General features: G+C 36.9%; 14 protein-coding genes, 2 tRNA genes and 4 other RNA genes. 15 read left to right on the top strand and 5 right to left on the bottom strand.

All coding sequences use genetic code 11. The annotated features are described in order from the left end of the window. Positions 1 to 99: 99 nt before the first annotated feature. On the top strand, positions 100 to 558 hold the full coding sequence (locus ACFQZ9_RS01465) for a hypothetical protein (protein ID WP_498941987.1): 459 nt from the start codon (positions 100 to 102) through the stop codon (positions 556 to 558). A gap of 116 nt (positions 559 to 674) precedes the next feature. Here ACFQZ9_RS01465 and ACFQZ9_RS01460 read toward each other — a convergent pair whose 3' ends face one another. Beyond that, positions 675 to 1,670: a YvdQ family spore coat protein gene (locus ACFQZ9_RS01460; RefSeq protein WP_498941986.1), complete on the bottom strand. Its 996-nt coding sequence runs from the start codon at positions 1,668 to 1,670 to the stop codon at positions 675 to 677. Between the two features lie 278 nt (positions 1,671 to 1,948). Between ACFQZ9_RS01460 and ACFQZ9_RS01455 the strand changes: the two genes are divergently transcribed. The 7 genes from ACFQZ9_RS01455 (at position 1,949) to ACFQZ9_RS01425 (ending at position 6,712) form a co-directional block, all read left to right on the top strand. After that, positions 1,949 to 2,419 (top strand): hypothetical protein, encoded by a 471-nt coding sequence (locus tag ACFQZ9_RS01455; RefSeq protein ID WP_498941985.1) that lies wholly within the window; start codon positions 1,949 to 1,951, stop codon positions 2,417 to 2,419. Then, a complete protein-coding gene (locus ACFQZ9_RS01450; RefSeq protein ID WP_498941984.1) occupies positions 2,420 to 2,917 on the top strand; it encodes a hypothetical protein in 498 nt (165 codons plus the stop codon). 181 nt (positions 2,918 to 3,098) lie between these two features. Next, on the top strand, positions 3,099 to 3,557 hold the full coding sequence (locus ACFQZ9_RS01445) for a CBO0543 family protein (RefSeq protein ID WP_498941983.1): 459 nt from the start codon (positions 3,099 to 3,101) through the stop codon (positions 3,555 to 3,557). A gap of 187 nt (positions 3,558 to 3,744) precedes the next feature. Then, positions 3,745 to 4,281, top strand: a complete 537-nt coding sequence (locus ACFQZ9_RS01440; protein ID WP_498941982.1) for a sugar O-acetyltransferase — start codon at positions 3,745 to 3,747, stop codon at positions 4,279 to 4,281. A 235-nt stretch (positions 4,282 to 4,516) separates the two neighbouring features. Continuing rightward, complete coding sequence (locus ACFQZ9_RS01435) at positions 4,517 to 4,960, top strand: TetR/AcrR family transcriptional regulator (RefSeq protein ID WP_498942584.1); 444 nt, start codon at positions 4,517 to 4,519, stop codon at positions 4,958 to 4,960. Between the two features lie 94 nt (positions 4,961 to 5,054). Beyond that, positions 5,055 to 5,594, top strand: coding sequence for a CBO0543 family protein (locus tag ACFQZ9_RS01430; protein WP_498941981.1), 540 nt, complete (start codon positions 5,055 to 5,057; stop codon positions 5,592 to 5,594). Between the two features lie 122 nt (positions 5,595 to 5,716). Continuing rightward, positions 5,717 to 6,712 (top strand): zinc-dependent alcohol dehydrogenase family protein, encoded by a 996-nt coding sequence (locus tag ACFQZ9_RS01425; RefSeq protein ID WP_498941980.1) that lies wholly within the window; start codon positions 5,717 to 5,719, stop codon positions 6,710 to 6,712. A 156-nt stretch (positions 6,713 to 6,868) separates the two neighbouring features. Here ACFQZ9_RS01425 and ACFQZ9_RS01420 read toward each other — a convergent pair whose 3' ends face one another. Next, positions 6,869 to 7,516: a MerR family transcriptional regulator gene (locus ACFQZ9_RS01420; protein WP_498942583.1), complete on the bottom strand. Its 648-nt coding sequence runs from the start codon at positions 7,514 to 7,516 to the stop codon at positions 6,869 to 6,871. Between the two features lie 340 nt (positions 7,517 to 7,856). On the opposite strand from ACFQZ9_RS01420, the gene ACFQZ9_RS01415 reads away from it, so the two are divergent. Together ACFQZ9_RS01415 and ffs (ACFQZ9_RS01410) are read left to right on the top strand one after the other, a co-directional pair. Further along, complete coding sequence (locus tag ACFQZ9_RS01415) at positions 7,857 to 8,627, top strand: cyclase family protein (protein WP_498941979.1); 771 nt, start codon at positions 7,857 to 7,859, stop codon at positions 8,625 to 8,627. A gap of 439 nt (positions 8,628 to 9,066) precedes the next feature. Next, an RNA gene (gene ffs / locus ACFQZ9_RS01410) (signal recognition particle sRNA small type) lies at positions 9,067 to 9,162 on the top strand. A 462-nt stretch (positions 9,163 to 9,624) separates the two neighbouring features. Here the strand turns inward: ffs (ACFQZ9_RS01410) and rnpB are convergent. Further along, positions 9,625 to 10,008: RNase P RNA component class B (rnpB, locus tag ACFQZ9_RS01405), an RNA gene on the bottom strand. Between the two features lie 389 nt (positions 10,009 to 10,397). Between rnpB and ACFQZ9_RS01400 the strand changes: the two genes are divergently transcribed. From ACFQZ9_RS01400 to ffs (ACFQZ9_RS01385), 4 genes are all read left to right on the top strand, one after another. Next, a tRNA-Ser gene (locus ACFQZ9_RS01400) sits at positions 10,398 to 10,488 on the top strand. 9 nt (positions 10,489 to 10,497) lie between these two features. Then, positions 10,498 to 10,860, top strand: a transfer-messenger RNA (tmRNA) gene (ssrA, locus tag ACFQZ9_RS01395). Positions 10,861 to 10,894: 34 nt separating this feature from the next. Continuing rightward, positions 10,895 to 10,966, top strand: a tRNA-Asn gene (locus tag ACFQZ9_RS01390). Further along, positions 10,966 to 11,050, top strand: an RNA gene (ffs, locus tag ACFQZ9_RS01385) — signal recognition particle sRNA small type. The genes ACFQZ9_RS01390 and ffs (ACFQZ9_RS01385) overlap by 1 nt, the downstream gene beginning before the upstream one ends. A 100-nt stretch (positions 11,051 to 11,150) precedes the next feature. Here the strand turns inward: ffs (ACFQZ9_RS01385) and ACFQZ9_RS01380 are convergent. Both ACFQZ9_RS01380 and ACFQZ9_RS01375 read right to left on the bottom strand, forming a co-directional pair. Continuing rightward, on the bottom strand, positions 11,151 to 11,975 hold the full coding sequence (locus ACFQZ9_RS01380) for an ABC transporter permease (protein WP_498941978.1): 825 nt from the start codon (positions 11,973 to 11,975) through the stop codon (positions 11,151 to 11,153). Positions 11,976 to 12,001: 26 nt separating this feature from the next. Further along, positions 12,002 to 12,772, bottom strand: a complete 771-nt coding sequence (locus tag ACFQZ9_RS01375; protein WP_498941977.1) for an ABC transporter ATP-binding protein — start codon at positions 12,770 to 12,772, stop codon at positions 12,002 to 12,004. A 478-nt stretch (positions 12,773 to 13,250) separates the two neighbouring features. On the opposite strand from ACFQZ9_RS01375, the gene ACFQZ9_RS01370 reads away from it, so the two are divergent. Next, positions 13,251 to 14,144, top strand: coding sequence for a TauD/TfdA dioxygenase family protein (locus ACFQZ9_RS01370; RefSeq protein ID WP_498941976.1), 894 nt, complete (start codon positions 13,251 to 13,253; stop codon positions 14,142 to 14,144). The last annotated feature ends 1 nt before the right edge of the window (position 14,145 follow it).

Here is a 14,145-nt window from a genome sequence, read left to right as displayed (position 1 = left end):
AATATTTAGATTGCTACTTCAAAAAGAAATGGGTATTATTTCTAATAATATAAGGGAAACTAGAAGAATATTTAGAATTTTTTAGGGGAATTGTATGTAATGGTGTTATTTTTTGTTTCCATTATTATTTTCAATACTGTTGCTTATAAAATGAATAAACGACTGACCAAAAATCAAATCGTTCATAGTTGGGCATTTTCAATGATATTGGAAATTTTATTCGATATTTTTATCGATGAAAAAACAAATGGGTACTGGTATTTTTGGAAAGGAATCGATTGGACAAATATATTAGTATATACGGTACTAATACCACCTGTGTGTATCATATTTTTAAACTGGTATCCCTTTAATCAATCCTGGAATAAAAGAATTGGTTATATTGGTATCTGGGTGGTATTTATTTTGGTTTATGAATTATTATCGTTACAACAACCTTGGGGATACTTTCATTACGGTTGGTGGAAATTTATTTATTCGCTAATACTCGACCCAATTCTACTTTTCATTTTATTGGCACATTATAAAGGGATACGTAAAATTGAAAAAATGAACTAATAATGCCTTGCTTCTTAAGCAAGGCATTTTTCCGATTCGACCAACGGATCAGGTTGTCATTTTATGAATCACATTGTTTTAGTATAGAGATAAAGGTAGATTTCCATATAAAACGATTATTTTGTTAATTGATTCCGATCCTCGATCTGTGGAGGTTCTTCCATCCAGCCATTTTCAATCATTAGTTTTCCTCCCCCTTGAGCAAAACTAAAAATATCTTTTGAAAGGAGAGACATTTTTGCTGGTAAGTCATTTCGTAAACTAAATGCACCTCCTAAAGCATTACTTCCAAGCCCAAATGTAGCTAACAAACTGGTGTTATACATCATCAATTTATCGGAAAATGGTGTGATTTTTGACGCAGTTGCTTTACCAGCATGAGTCGCGGGTGGTTCAATAAAACTTTGGCGTAAAAAATCACCTAGCTCCATTTCAATTTTTTTGGACAATTCCATTCCCTGTACAAAGTAATCTTGCACTTCCTTATTCTCAGCAACTTGGGCAAATCCAATCATTAGTTGCATTCCTACAAGGTTTGTTTCAACGGCATGGTGGATTAGAGATACTTCAATCGTATTTAGGGATCTAGTTTCACGGAATGGATTGAGGCCACCCCTATATTTTTTTCCCTCTACAAAATGCACTTCTTTAGGCATTGATACGAAAGGCGGACGCACCAAAACTCCTTTTTCTAAAAGGTGTTGTGCTGCTTTGCAGTTCATCGTTTGGGCTTCTGCTGCTATATTGATAAAAAACTCATTTATATCTTTCCGATAGGACATACCACAAAACAACGTAAAAAGACTCATTTCCATTTTCGTCATCATATTCAAATAAAAGATATCGTAGAGGAAATCAAACAACTTTGGAGCCCCTTTATTTACATCACTTTCTGTAAAACCAATAGGAATAACAGCACCCTCTTGTTCGAATAGTTCTGTAATATATTTGATGGCTTTAGCCGCATCATTATAATGAGTTTGTAACAGTGGTTTTTCTTCCTGATCAGCATGTTCGATAAAATGCTCCAACATTCTCATGATCATGGTTTTTTCTTGATACGTCATCCATAAATTTGCTAATTCTGATGAAGTAATGGGAACTCCACTCATTTTCTAACCCCTCTAAGTTTTATTTAATGTAAATTTTTTAATTCACTTATCCTTATAATGTCCAATCAAAACATAAAAATTCCTTAGCCTGATGATTGAGAGTGAGTGGAAGTTGAACCTAAACTACGGGGTAATTTTTAAATGGGATAAAATCAGGGGAATGTCGAAACCATCTACTACAAACTATTTTAGCAAGTGTTAAATCTAATCGTGCATAAATCCTTTTATTGAATCAAAGCCTAACTATGAGTGATGATAAAAATAGAGGTGGACTTCCGATGGCATTATCAATAATTGTATACATAGCGTGGTTAGGTATTGCGGTATTTTATGCTATGAAAAAACCATATTCAAAAATGGAAAATTCCGCACTCATTTTTTGTATATTTATTTTTGATATTAACCGGAGTTGGATCACAAATGATGAACTAAAATATATTACCTATTCTACCGTTCCACTAAATTATACAGCATATATTATTCATCGCACTTTTATCACTCCTTTCTTTATATTAATTGGCATAAATAGTATATATAGAAACTCGACAGTGTTAAAGAAAGGTATAGCGATCCTAATTTCTTCATTTATATTAGTTTTAATTAAAATGGTTTTACTAAAATTTGATGTGGTCGCTTTCCATCAATGGAATTTGGTCTATGATTATCTATACTACGTCTTTTTACACTTATTAGGATTTTTTATTCTATCTTGTTACAGCTCATTCGTTTTAAAAGGAGCGAAAAATTAAATGATTTGGATCGGCAACTTTAGCCTAAATGAGATTTCGCTTATTGTCATGAATGTGATCGGCTACTTATTCTTGTTGTTTTTACCGAAAAAACTAAGCAGGGAAGTAACTTGTATAAGCGTACTTGCAGGTTTAACAACAGGTTTGTTGTTTGATTTTACCATTGGTGGCGGCATCTTAGATTTTTACAAGCAAAATGATACGAATCACTATGAATTATTTGACGTTTTCTATTATTCATTATTTGCACCATCTGGTTATTTTTTCATGTATTTTTATAAGGTGTTACGGATTAATAAAGTAACGTTTATCTTTTATATTACTGTATGGTCCATTATTGGGATTGCAGTTCAATGGATCTTTACACTGCTTCATATCCTGACTTATCAAAACAATTTTCAATTATCGTATTCTTTTCCAATATTCCTGCTTACTCAAACATTAACAGGGCTTTATTATGTATTCATTACGAGTAATAGTGACAGAAAACTGACCTGAATATCTCTGAAGCAATTATAGTGAATTTTGTGGTAATGGAACTGATAAAACAATTAAGAAGTAAAATTAAATAACGGGGGGCATTGCTTGAATCAACAAGAAAAAAATAATTAAAGATTTCTACAAAGAGATAGATAAGGCAAATGATAAATATTTTAGTTTTTGGAAGGAACACACCTTTTTGCATTGGGATTGGTGGCTATCCCTTACATTAGTTATCGTTCCTTGGATAATATGGTTAATAGTAACCAATAAAAAAACATATGCACGTTTTATGCTGTCCTTTTTCTTTATCCTAATTATTAGTTCATGGTTAGACTTTTTTGGAGTATCCCTTGGTTTGTGGTATTACTCAGGAAAGGTAATACCCACTCTACCTTCCTATATAACTTGGGATTTTAGTTTGATTCCTGTGACCATGACAATATTAATGCAGATAAAACCTCATATATCCCCTTTAAAAAAAGCAATAGTTTATAGCACAATTGTTTCGTTTATAGGCGAACCTTTTTTTGAACGGTTAGGATTCTATACGATGGAAAATTGGGAATACATTTATTCATTTCCAATTTACATAATTATTTATCTTTGCGGTGATTGGGTAAGCAAACGAAATTCATTTGCCACATTGTCCAAATAGTCCATAATAAAGCAATTCATAATCTAGGACGAATATGTTTTCGAATTGGTAGATGAATAAATGTTCGACTCTATCAGTACATCAGTATATCATTTAATTACCTGCTTTTATCTAATTGAAATTATTGGAAAATTATCCATTTAAACTAATGGTGACGTTTAAGAAAAAACGGGAAAGGAGACTAGATATGGAGGATAAAGAGAAAATCTACTACGAACGAGGTACGGATGAACTAAGGTTGAAAAATATTATTGCCCATAAACTTGTTCAAGAGCTTAACAATTGTCCAATCGAAGATTCAGAAAGAAAAGAGGAAATTATAAGGGAATTACTCGGAGGTGTCGGAGTAAATCCGAGTATTGAGCATAATTTCCACTGTGACTTTGGATACAACATCTACATTGGAGACAACTTCTATGCTGGATATAACTGTACGATATTAGATATGGCAGAAGTAAGGATTGGTGACAACTGTATGATTGGTCCTAATGTTGCACTATATACGGCTGGTCATTCAATTGAACCTAAAGATCGAAACAAAAGTGGTTATGCAATTCCCATAATAATAGGAAATGATGTATGGATTGGTGGCAGTTGTGTGATCTTACCTGGGATTACTATTGGTAATAATTCAATTATTGCTGCTGGATCTGTTGTTACGAAAGATGTACCTACTAATTCAATAGTGGCGGGAAATCCAGCGAAGATACTGAAAAGTATTTAAGTGCTAATGTTCCAAGAAGGATTGTGAAATATTGCACTTGAGTAACGGGTGTTTTTATAGAAGATAATTATGCGGCGTTCTTTTTTCTATATTTAAACTAGAAGAAGAGTGGCGACAAAGCCACTCTTTTTTTCCTATAGTAAATACCCTATCGAAACTCGTAGTAGTTGTAAAATACAACTCTCCCAGAATTTCCTTCACTTGATAACGATTTGGTGAGAGTTCTTTGTCAACTATGGTCAACCGTGCGACGTTTTATTATCATTTCGAGGATAAATATGACTTATTAGAAAAGGTATTATCAGAAGTCCTGTTGATTAATTTAAATGCTGATCAGGTTCAGCAAGATGAACTAAATGAAGAAGTGATTGTTAGGATCTTTTTAGCCATTACGAACTTTCAAAATTCCTTATCCAATCGTTGCCATAGTGGGTACGAAGACACCATAGCACGCATTATAAGGGAACAACTAGAAATCATTTTTTACAAATTGTTGTTAAAAAGAAGGTCAATTGAAGAAGATCCAGCACAAAAGAGAACGGCTGTTATGTTAAGTTGGGGAATCTACGGAGCATCTGTAGAATGGAGAAGGAATACAGGGGTACCACCAGAAGAATTTATCAAATCACTAATCCCTTTTATAATGTATGGGATTGATTTTAAGCCTATAAACCAATAAATAATTGCAAAAAAGATTGGGAAAATATCATAAAGAAAACCTTCATACAGTAAAGATAACCAGAGCTATTTCTTTGTAGATTGGGGTTAAAAGTATGTTACACACAATTGTTTCCTATATAAGGATGATGCTTCCCATTATCTACTTAGTTTTAGCTTGGCGTTTTGGTGATTGGAAAAATTGGAAGAAATATTATCCAACCATACTTTTTATATTAAGTGTGGACTTTTTTATTTCAAATCTTTTGAAAGATTACCCTTTATGGACTTTCCATGGCTCACTACTTATTCCAAACCATACAATAGCAGATTTTATGATTGCATTTACTTGTTTTTCCCCAATGGTCTTGATCTATCTTTCAAGATACCCGTATAGAAAAGAGTGGTATAGGCAATTTGTTTATATTTTACTGTGGTTTATTTTATACAACATCGTTGAAGCTATTTTCTTCTTTGCACATCTTATCACCTACCATCACGGTTGGAATTTTTGGTGGTCAAGTATAGTCTGGGTTTTCATGTTCATTGGTTTGCGTCTCCATCATACTAAACCTCTCTTGGCTTGGTTACTTTGTTTTGCATGTACTGTCTTTTTGATCATATATTTTCAAATTCCGATTTATAAATCCAGATAAAGGAATCGCTATTTAGACTTTATTAACGAAACATATTGAGCACTTAAACATTTAAAAGTTCATATTATTTTAAAAATTAAAAAGATTTGGTGTAAAATGATAGGGGAGGAGTGTGATAACAAATGAAAGCACAGGTGATTAAAAAATTTGGAAATCCAACTGTCTTTGAAATTGCTGAGGTACCTAAGCCAGAAGCAATTTTTGGGCATGTTGTTATTCAAGTAAAAGCAACAAGTGTAAATCCGATTGATACAAAGGTTCGTGGCGGAGCGGTACCAGCAGTTGCACCAGAGTTTCCAGCGGTGTTACACGGCGATGTAGCAGGAGTTGTTGTAGATGTCGGAGAAGGAGTAACCGAGTTCAAGGCCGGTGATGAAGTCTTTGGTTGCGCAGGTGGTTTTAAAGGAACAGGAGGTGCCCTAGCTGAATATATGCTTGCGGATGCACAGCTTCTAGCTCCTAAACCAAAAAATTTAACGATGTCACAAGCAGCTGCACTTCCTTTAGTAACCATTACTGCATGGGAGTCACTTTATAATCGTGCAAATGTTCAAAACGGACAAACGGTACTGATTCATGCAGCCACAGGCGGGGTGGGGCATGTTGCAATTCAACTAGCAAAGCTAGCTGGTGCAAAAGTGTTCACTACGGCTTCATCTGAGGAAAAGTTAAGCATTGGAAAGCGTATGGGTGCAGATGTGGCCATTAATTATCGGGAACAGACAGTAGATGAGTACGTAAAGGAACACACAGCTGGAAAAGGCTTTGACATTGTGTTTGATACGGTCGGTGGCGAAAATCTTGATCGGTCTTTTCAAGCTGCTGCCACTTATGGAACTGTATTAGCAATCGCAGCACGCTCATCGCATGATTTGTCTCCCCTCCATGCAAAGGCACTATCCCTACATATTACCTTCATGCTTTTAAAAGTAATGAATAAAGAGCAAAGGCAGGAATACGGGAAAATCTTGCGAGAAGTTTCGAATCTTGTAGAGGAAGGGAAACTTCAGCCGTTAGTCGATGAAAGAACTTTTAATTTTGATCAAGTAAAAGAAGCACATTCATTGCTAGAATCAAATAAGGCAATTGGAAAAATTGTATTGATAAATGAATGGTAATTAGTAGCGAACTACCCCCTTTAAGAGTAGAGAAGAAAATATTATGGTATTAAACAAAAAGAAGTTGTCACCTAAAAAATAGCATATTACACAAAAACGGCAGCAAATCAATGCTGCCGTTTCTGCGTTCATATCTTTTTCCGTTAAATGGGATTTTTATTTCCACCATTGCCACCATTTCTTTTGCTGGGCGGCTGCGATCTGTAATCTGACTTCTTCCTCCATCATCCTACTACGTTCTACCATCAGTTGCTCTGAACGTTCTACAAACTTTCCAATTAGATTAATTTTCTCTTCGAGATAAGCTTCTCGTACAGCTTTCTCCTTTAAAAGTTTGATTAAATCTAGGTTTATTTGTTCCAAATGTTCCATTCGTTCCAATAGCTCATTGTGGTTTCGAGTCTGATCTATTTCTTGGTGATTTGTTTTCTGTACTGACTCTGTTAGGATATCCGATCTATTCTCTTCAGGAACTATTGTTATCTCTTCTTCAGACATCACTAAAAGCTCTTGAGGATCTTCCAGATCATTCGTTATTTTTGCCGGTCCTGATGCGGTATCCGATTTGTGTTGTTCAGAAACAAACGCCATTGCTACTTCAACAGATCGTTCCAAAGTCATATCTTCCTGCTTACTGAATTCAATTAATTGGCGGAGTATGTTAACATCTTGATCAAGAAATCCCCTGTGACCTCTAGTATTACGATGAATGTGATACCCATGCTTTTCCAAGAGATTAGCGTACTTGCGTAAAGTACTGCTATTTATTTTAAGCATTTTTTGAGCATCCCTGGGCGAATACATATCACTCAAAACCTTTCACCTCCGCAATACTTTTACCCTTTAATCATTTAATAAGAAGATTTTATTAATTTAAAGTATAGCAATAGAACTATGATAAAATTGTCGAAGGAACGGAGCGTAACCAGATTGTAATTAGAATGTTAACTAAATGAAAGAAATAATTCATTTTGTCTTCCATTAGAAAGTCTATTCACCAATCTTTTTTAAGCGAATTGCAGTCTTTTAAATTAGAAAGAAACTTGGAATAGAAAGAGTATATTGTTCGTAGATTTTAAAAGAACTTGTAGTTTTCCTATAAATTCTCAATGTCTAATAAAAATTTTAGTAAGGGGATTTAAAAATGAATCGAGCGAATCTACGAATTATTGATTTAAGTGTCCCTCTGGACAATGCTGCAAAAGAGCCGTTTCCACCAGAAATAACCTATGGAACACATGAACAGGGGGCACAACAAGCTGCCCAAGTTTTGGGGCTGAAACCTAGCGATTTTCCAGACAGTGCAGCATGGGCAGTAGAAACGGTTACCTTAACTACACACACGGGGACTCATGTGGACGCACCTTGGCACTATGCTTCGACTACTGCGGGCGAGCATTCTAGAACCATTGATGAACTGCCACTTGAATGGTTCTACGGCCATGGAGTTCTGTTCGATTTTAGCGATAAACCACCAGGCTATGAGATTGAAGTGGAAGATTTTGAAAAACAATTAGAAGCGATGGACTATCAATTGCAGCCCTTCGATATTATTCTTGTCCGAACGGATGCAGATAAAAAATATTATCAGGAAAATTATGCTGCTGTCCATGCAGGTGTATCGGCGAGTGCAACTAGATGGCTGATTCAAAAGGGGATTAAGGTGATGGGCACGGATGGCTGGGGGTGGGATATTCCACTATATAAACAAGCTGAGGATTTTAAAAATAACCCGCGCGATGGGGTCCTTTGGGCCGCACATTATGTTGGAAAAGAAGCAGAGTATTGCCAAATAGAAAAACTGGCTAACTTAGAATTACTTCCCAAAAGATTTGGATTTAAAGTGGCCGTTTTTCCTGTGAAGATCAAAGGAGCAAGTGCTGGCTGGGCACGACCTGTTGCTATTTTTGAGTAAAGAAAATCATTTTATAACAAGGCTGTTTTTACAAAGATTGTTGCTTTTAGAATAGATTAAAAGGCCTGTAGATTCGGACTTAATCGTCTTAGAAATCACCATTCTTGTCTGTATCAGAGCTCCATTCGGACTCGTTCGGCTTCGAAATCATCTTGCAAGTCTGTATCAGTGCTCAATTTGGACTTGATCACATTAGAAATCAACTCCCCTGTCTAAATTAGGGCCACATTCTGACTCATACGTCTTAGAAATCATCATCCCTGTCTAAATCAAGGCTCCATTCGGACTCGTTCAGCTTCGAAATCACCATTTCAGTTTGAATCAGCACCATTCCTGAATAATGACCTCGAAACTTTATTAAATAAAACTGGCCCGTGTTAGTAACAGGGCTTTTGTACTACCAAAATTTACAGCTATCTTACAAATTGGTTAGATGATATATTATTAATAGTCCAACAAAGACACTAAGAACGGGTCAGGGCGGGAACGCAGCAGCCATAATTCGTGAAATTGTGTGGGCTATTACATAAACTTAACACAAGAGAAGTGAACCCCTTAAGTTGGACTGATGAAGTCCCAGCTTAGGGGGTTTTTGTATAAGTTAACTTTAGAAGGCCGATGAAGACCAAATCCTATTGGAAAAATAGATAAAGTGGTCTTGTTAAAGGCGATGAAGGACAAAACCTTCTGGAAAAACAAAAAAGTGGTCTTCATAAAGGCAATGAAGACCAAATCCTTCTGGAAAAAACAAAAAAGTGGTCTTCATCAAGGCGATGAAGACCAAATCCTTCTAGAAAAACAAAAAAGTGGTCTTCATCAAGGCCGATGAAGACCAAATCCCTTCAAAAACAAAGAAAGTGGTTCTTCATAAAAGAGAACTAGGTTTATGTAATTTGTTGCAGGACTAAGGTAATTAGTCCTAAGAGTATATTTGCAAAAAATGCTAGTTTATCCCGCAATTATAGTGCTCCTATAATAGATAAAGTGCTCATGAAATGGCTGTAAGCCAGGTTTTGTACTTCCATACTGCAAACGGCAGCAAGCCTCGTACAGGAAGTAGTAGTCATATAACTATCGATCAAAGACCGATTCATCCGTTAGGTTCATTTCCCGCAGGATGATGCCCCTACCTAAATTTGGGTTGCTCGCTCGTGGGGTTTACCCGTTCCACCTTTTCCGTTTCCAGAAAAATCTCGTCACTGTGGCACTTTCAGGTTAATTTCAGCATATCCAGATGGACTTAGCATGATTTCACCGCCGTCAGTCGAACATGTACGACTGCCCACTCTTGCGAATGGCACGAACACTACAGGCATCTCAGCACTGTGCGAGCCTGGACTTTCCTCAGCTCCTGTAAAAGGAACCGCGACTACTCACCATTTCAAGTTTATCCATTTGTTTTGAAGCGACAATATTAAATATACCAGGATAATCAGGCTAAATCCTTAGTAGGTTCTTTCCATTGTTTCCAACCATATTTGGCAGTTGAACTAAAACTGAATTCAAATTCTAATTTCTAATGGAAATAGACTTATTCCTTCATTAAAATATGATAAAAGGAATCAAGGACATACATTTAAAATTCGGTGATTTTAAAGTGAGATAAGACCAAAAAGATCCAACGCATTAATATAGAAGATACCCAAAACACCCCTTGGAATACCCAGGACTTTTGCACTACCAAAATTTACAGCTAGCTTCCAATTTGGATGGATGATATAGTTACTCTTGTAAGTTCTTAAAGGAACTTACGCGCAAGGTTTTTATTACAGAGAAGTACTCAAGAGGCTGAAGAGGCGCCCCTGCTAAGGGTGTAGGTCGGGTAACCGGCGCGAGGGTTCAAATCCCTTCTTCTCTGCCATATTATTATGGGAATGTCTTGGTATCGACAGGGATCGTTTGAGTTTATATTGCGAGTCGAGGGCATCGGCCTCGTTAAAACGATAAAGCCTAATAACTGGCAAACCAAACAACAACTTCGCTTTCGCTGCTTAATAACAGACGATAGCGGTTCCACCTTCCATCGTCCATGTGGCAGGGTAAGGGACTCATTCTAAGTGGACTACGCCGAAATCCACCGTCTGAGGATGAAGGAAGAGAATAATCAGACTAGCCGCTCCCATGTCTGTCAGTAGACTAAAGAAGTGGGCGAACTCAATTTTACTGACTACACTCGTAGATGTATAAGTGTCAAGATCTTTGCACACGGGTTCAACTCCCGTCATTTCCACTAAAATTTATTTGTGAAAGCAACTAACATAGCATTTTCCTCAGTAGCTCAGTGGTAGAGCTATCGGCTGTTAACCGATCGGTCGTAGGTTCGAGTCCTACCTGCGGAGTTATAGTCCAACAAGGACACTAAGAACGGGTCAGGGCGGGAACGCAGCAGCCATAATTAGTGAAATTGTGTGGGCTATTACATAAACAGAACATAAAAAACGGTAAACTGCCCAATGGAGTTTACCGTTTTTTCTTTTGTTTTAAAAGTAGTATTTGAGTTGGTGCCATTGTGTAGTTTTTAAGTTAAGCTTTAAAACTATCTTGCCATTTCAGTAAACGATTTTCTAACAAGCGGACAACGGAATCCGATATTTTTCCTGCCAGGGCAAAAATAATGATTCCGACAAAAACCGTGTCAGTCTGCATAAAAGACCGTGCATCTTGAATCATGAAACCCACCCCTCGATCTGCACCTAACAATTCAGCAACCACCAAGCACATCCAAGCCGCACTTAAAGCTAAGCGTATCCCAAGTAAGATATTGGGCAAAGAGGCTGGAATCATCAGCTTTGTTATTTGCTGGGTTCGGCTGTATTCTAGGATTCGGGCAACCTCGTAGAGCTTTTTATCGACATTGCGAATGCCTAAAAAGGTTTGTAAATAGAGAGGAAAAAAGGCACCTAAAGCAATGAGTAAGATTTTTGACAATTCGCCAAAACCGAACCACATGATAAAGAGTGGAGTGATCACAAGCAATGGGACGGTCCGTAGCATTTGAAAACTCGGGTTTAAATATTCCTCCGATTTTTTGTTCATTCCAACGATGACACCCATCAATAGGCCGAAAAATCCTCCTAAGACAAAGCCGAGAATTGCTCGGGTTAAGCTGATTTGTAAATGCTTTGCCATCTCTCCTGATTGAACCAGTTCAATAAAGCGCGAACCAATTAAAAGGGGCGAAGAAAATAATTGTGCTGGCAAGATGCCGATTGTACTTAATATCTGCCATAATATCACTACTAAAATAGGGAGGAATATCCCCCGCCAAACAGCCGTATTTTTTGATAATTTGGCTTTCTTTTTCTTCATCGAAATAGCTTTGTTCTGGGTAATCGTTTGTGTCGACATTTCCATCATCCTTTCTAAGTTTTGAGTTAAATGCTCCAATCTTCTAATTCATTGACATGGTGGTCAAGGTATTTCAATATTACCGTTCTATATTCTTGGAATGATTTACTGCTCCTTGTTCTTGGATAAGGAAGATCAATCGAAACGATTCCCTTTATCCTTCCGGGCTTAGCATCCATGACAACGACTTTAGAAGATAAAAAGACGGCTTCATCAATATCATGAGTAACTAGCACCATAGTAGTTTGATTTTCGTTCCATATTTCCAACAAAGCTTCTTGAAGATGGTTTCGGGTAAAAGCATCTAGTGCCCCAAACGGTTCATCCAACAACAGCACTTCAGGATTCCGGAGCAAGGCCCTGGCAATGGCCACTCGCTGCGACATTCCCCCGGATAATTGGCGCGGATAGGCTTTTTCAAATCCTTTCAATTTAACAAGTGAAAGTAATTGGTCTACCTTTGAACGGATTTCAGGATCCTTTAATGACAAGTTACCTGAAATATTCTGTTCTACGTTTAACCAAGGAAACAACCGATGTTCTTGAAAAATAAAACCGCGATCCATAGAGGGACCATTCACGATTTTTTCACCTATCCTAATCTGACCTTCAAAATCCAAATCCAGCCCGGCAATTAATTTTAATAGGGTACTTTTTCCGCAACCGCTGGGACCAATAATGGTTAAAAACTCACCTTGTTTAATGGAGAGATCAAAATCCTCCAAGACATGAATCCTTTCCTGGTCATTCCTAAATGTTTTCCTTACGTGGTCAATCTTCACAGCTGATACCATCATCATCATCCTTTCTGAAATAAAAAAAGAGATTCAGCGAAAAGACATTTCTGTCCTTTTGCTGAATCTCTAGAAGACTAGTCGATTCATGCGAATGACTTAATTTACAAAATACCTTATCATGGAATTTATTTGAACGCAACACTTTAAAACCAACTAAATTTATAGGAATAATAAAATTTTAATTGACAGATTATTTTGTTTCCTGTTAAGATGCATTCATACACAAACGACTTACCAATTTAATCCATAGTGATAGGAATCCACTAGGCGACTAGAGATTCAACAAAGAGAAGTGTCAACACTCTCTTCGTTGGATCTCTTTTTTATTTATAATAAAGCCGACTATTCAACTAGGTTAAATTGGGTATTGGGTGATAGGAGGAGATGAAAGAAGGTAAAATGGTTTCTATGTTGCTTGACCGAATCGCAAAGTTCTTATAAAAAAAAATCTAACAAACTTGATTAGGAGGAAAAAGTAATGACAAATCTTCAAGCAAAACAATTAAAAGTAGTACCGGTAGCAGGGAGAATTGGTGCAGAAATTCAGGGTGTTCAACTAAGCGGGGATTTAGAACCAGGTATTTTAAACGAAATCAAACAAGCGCTAAACGAGTACAAGGTCGTATTTTTCAAAGGTCAAAATCATTTAACTGATGGAAGTCAGGAAGCATTTGCGAAGTTATTAGGAGAGCCATATGTTCATCCCACAGTTCCCGTGAAAAATAATACCAACTATATCTTTGAATTAGACTCTCAGGTAGGGGCAAAAGCGAACCATTGGCATACAGATGTCACATTTGTCCCAGAAGTTCCTAAATACTCCATCCTAAGAGGGGTGACGATTCCCGAAGTTGGCGGAGATACGGTGTGGGCCAATACCAATACAGCGTATGAAGATCTTCCAGAAGGATTGAGAAAATTAGCAGATACGTTGTGGGGAATCCATTCAAATGAATATGATTATGCCCAATTTAAACGGAGTGACAGTGAGGTTAATGAGGTAACAAGGAAATATCGTGCTGTTTTTGAATCAACGGTTTTTAAAACAAGACATCCAGTTGTCCATGTTCACGCAGAAACAGGGAAAAAGCATTTGTTACTAGGAGGATTTGCCGGAAAGTTAGAAGGCTATTCAACAAGTGAATCTGAAAGACTATTAAGTATCTTTGATTCTTATGTGAGTCGCTTGGAAAATACTGTCCGCTGGAAATGGACGGAGGGCGATGTGGTTATTTGGGATAACTTGGCCACCCAACACTATGCGGTTGCAGACTATGGAGATTCTCATCGAGTGGTACGGCGCGTAACCGTCGGAAAAAATGTTCCTGTTAATCAAGAAAATGAAGTTAGCAGACTAATTGTTAAGAAATAAA

The sequence above is a fragment of the Neobacillus sp. GCM10027624 genome (genome assembly GCF_042675345.1).
GTDB lineage: Bacteria > Bacillota > Bacilli > Bacillales > Cytobacillaceae > Neobacillus > Neobacillus cucumis_D.
This window is presented reverse-complemented; position numbering and strand designations above follow the sequence as displayed.

What these genes read in the sequence shown, in the direction of transcription:
- ACFQZ9_RS01465 (WP_498941987.1), top strand. Translation starts at nt 100, where the DNA reads ATGGTGTTATTTTTTGTTTCCATTATTATTTTCAATACTGTTGCTTAT.
- ACFQZ9_RS01460 (WP_498941986.1), bottom strand. Translation starts at nt 1,670, where the DNA reads ATGAGTGGAGTTCCCATTACTTCATCAGAATTAGCAAATTTATGGATG.
- ACFQZ9_RS01455 (WP_498941985.1), top strand. Translation starts at nt 1,949, where the DNA reads ATGGCATTATCAATAATTGTATACATAGCGTGGTTAGGTATTGCGGTA.
- ACFQZ9_RS01450 (WP_498941984.1), top strand. Translation starts at nt 2,420, where the DNA reads ATGATTTGGATCGGCAACTTTAGCCTAAATGAGATTTCGCTTATTGTC.
- ACFQZ9_RS01440 (WP_498941982.1), top strand. Translation starts at nt 3,745, where the DNA reads ATGGAGGATAAAGAGAAAATCTACTACGAACGAGGTACGGATGAACTA.
- ACFQZ9_RS01435 (WP_498942584.1), top strand. Translation starts at nt 4,517, where the DNA reads ATGGTCAACCGTGCGACGTTTTATTATCATTTCGAGGATAAATATGAC.
- ACFQZ9_RS01430 (WP_498941981.1), top strand. Translation starts at nt 5,055, where the DNA reads ATGTTACACACAATTGTTTCCTATATAAGGATGATGCTTCCCATTATC.
- ACFQZ9_RS01425 (WP_498941980.1), top strand. Translation starts at nt 5,717, where the DNA reads ATGAAAGCACAGGTGATTAAAAAATTTGGAAATCCAACTGTCTTTGAA.
- ACFQZ9_RS01420 (WP_498942583.1), bottom strand. Translation starts at nt 7,516, where the DNA reads ATGTATTCGCCCAGGGATGCTCAAAAAATGCTTAAAATAAATAGCAGT.
- ACFQZ9_RS01415 (WP_498941979.1), top strand. Translation starts at nt 7,857, where the DNA reads ATGAATCGAGCGAATCTACGAATTATTGATTTAAGTGTCCCTCTGGAC.
- ACFQZ9_RS01380 (WP_498941978.1), bottom strand. Translation starts at nt 11,975, where the DNA reads ATGTCGACACAAACGATTACCCAGAACAAAGCTATTTCGATGAAGAAA.
- ACFQZ9_RS01375 (WP_498941977.1), bottom strand. Translation starts at nt 12,772, where the DNA reads ATGATGGTATCAGCTGTGAAGATTGACCACGTAAGGAAAACATTTAGG.
- ACFQZ9_RS01370 (WP_498941976.1), top strand. Translation starts at nt 13,251, where the DNA reads ATGACAAATCTTCAAGCAAAACAATTAAAAGTAGTACCGGTAGCAGGG.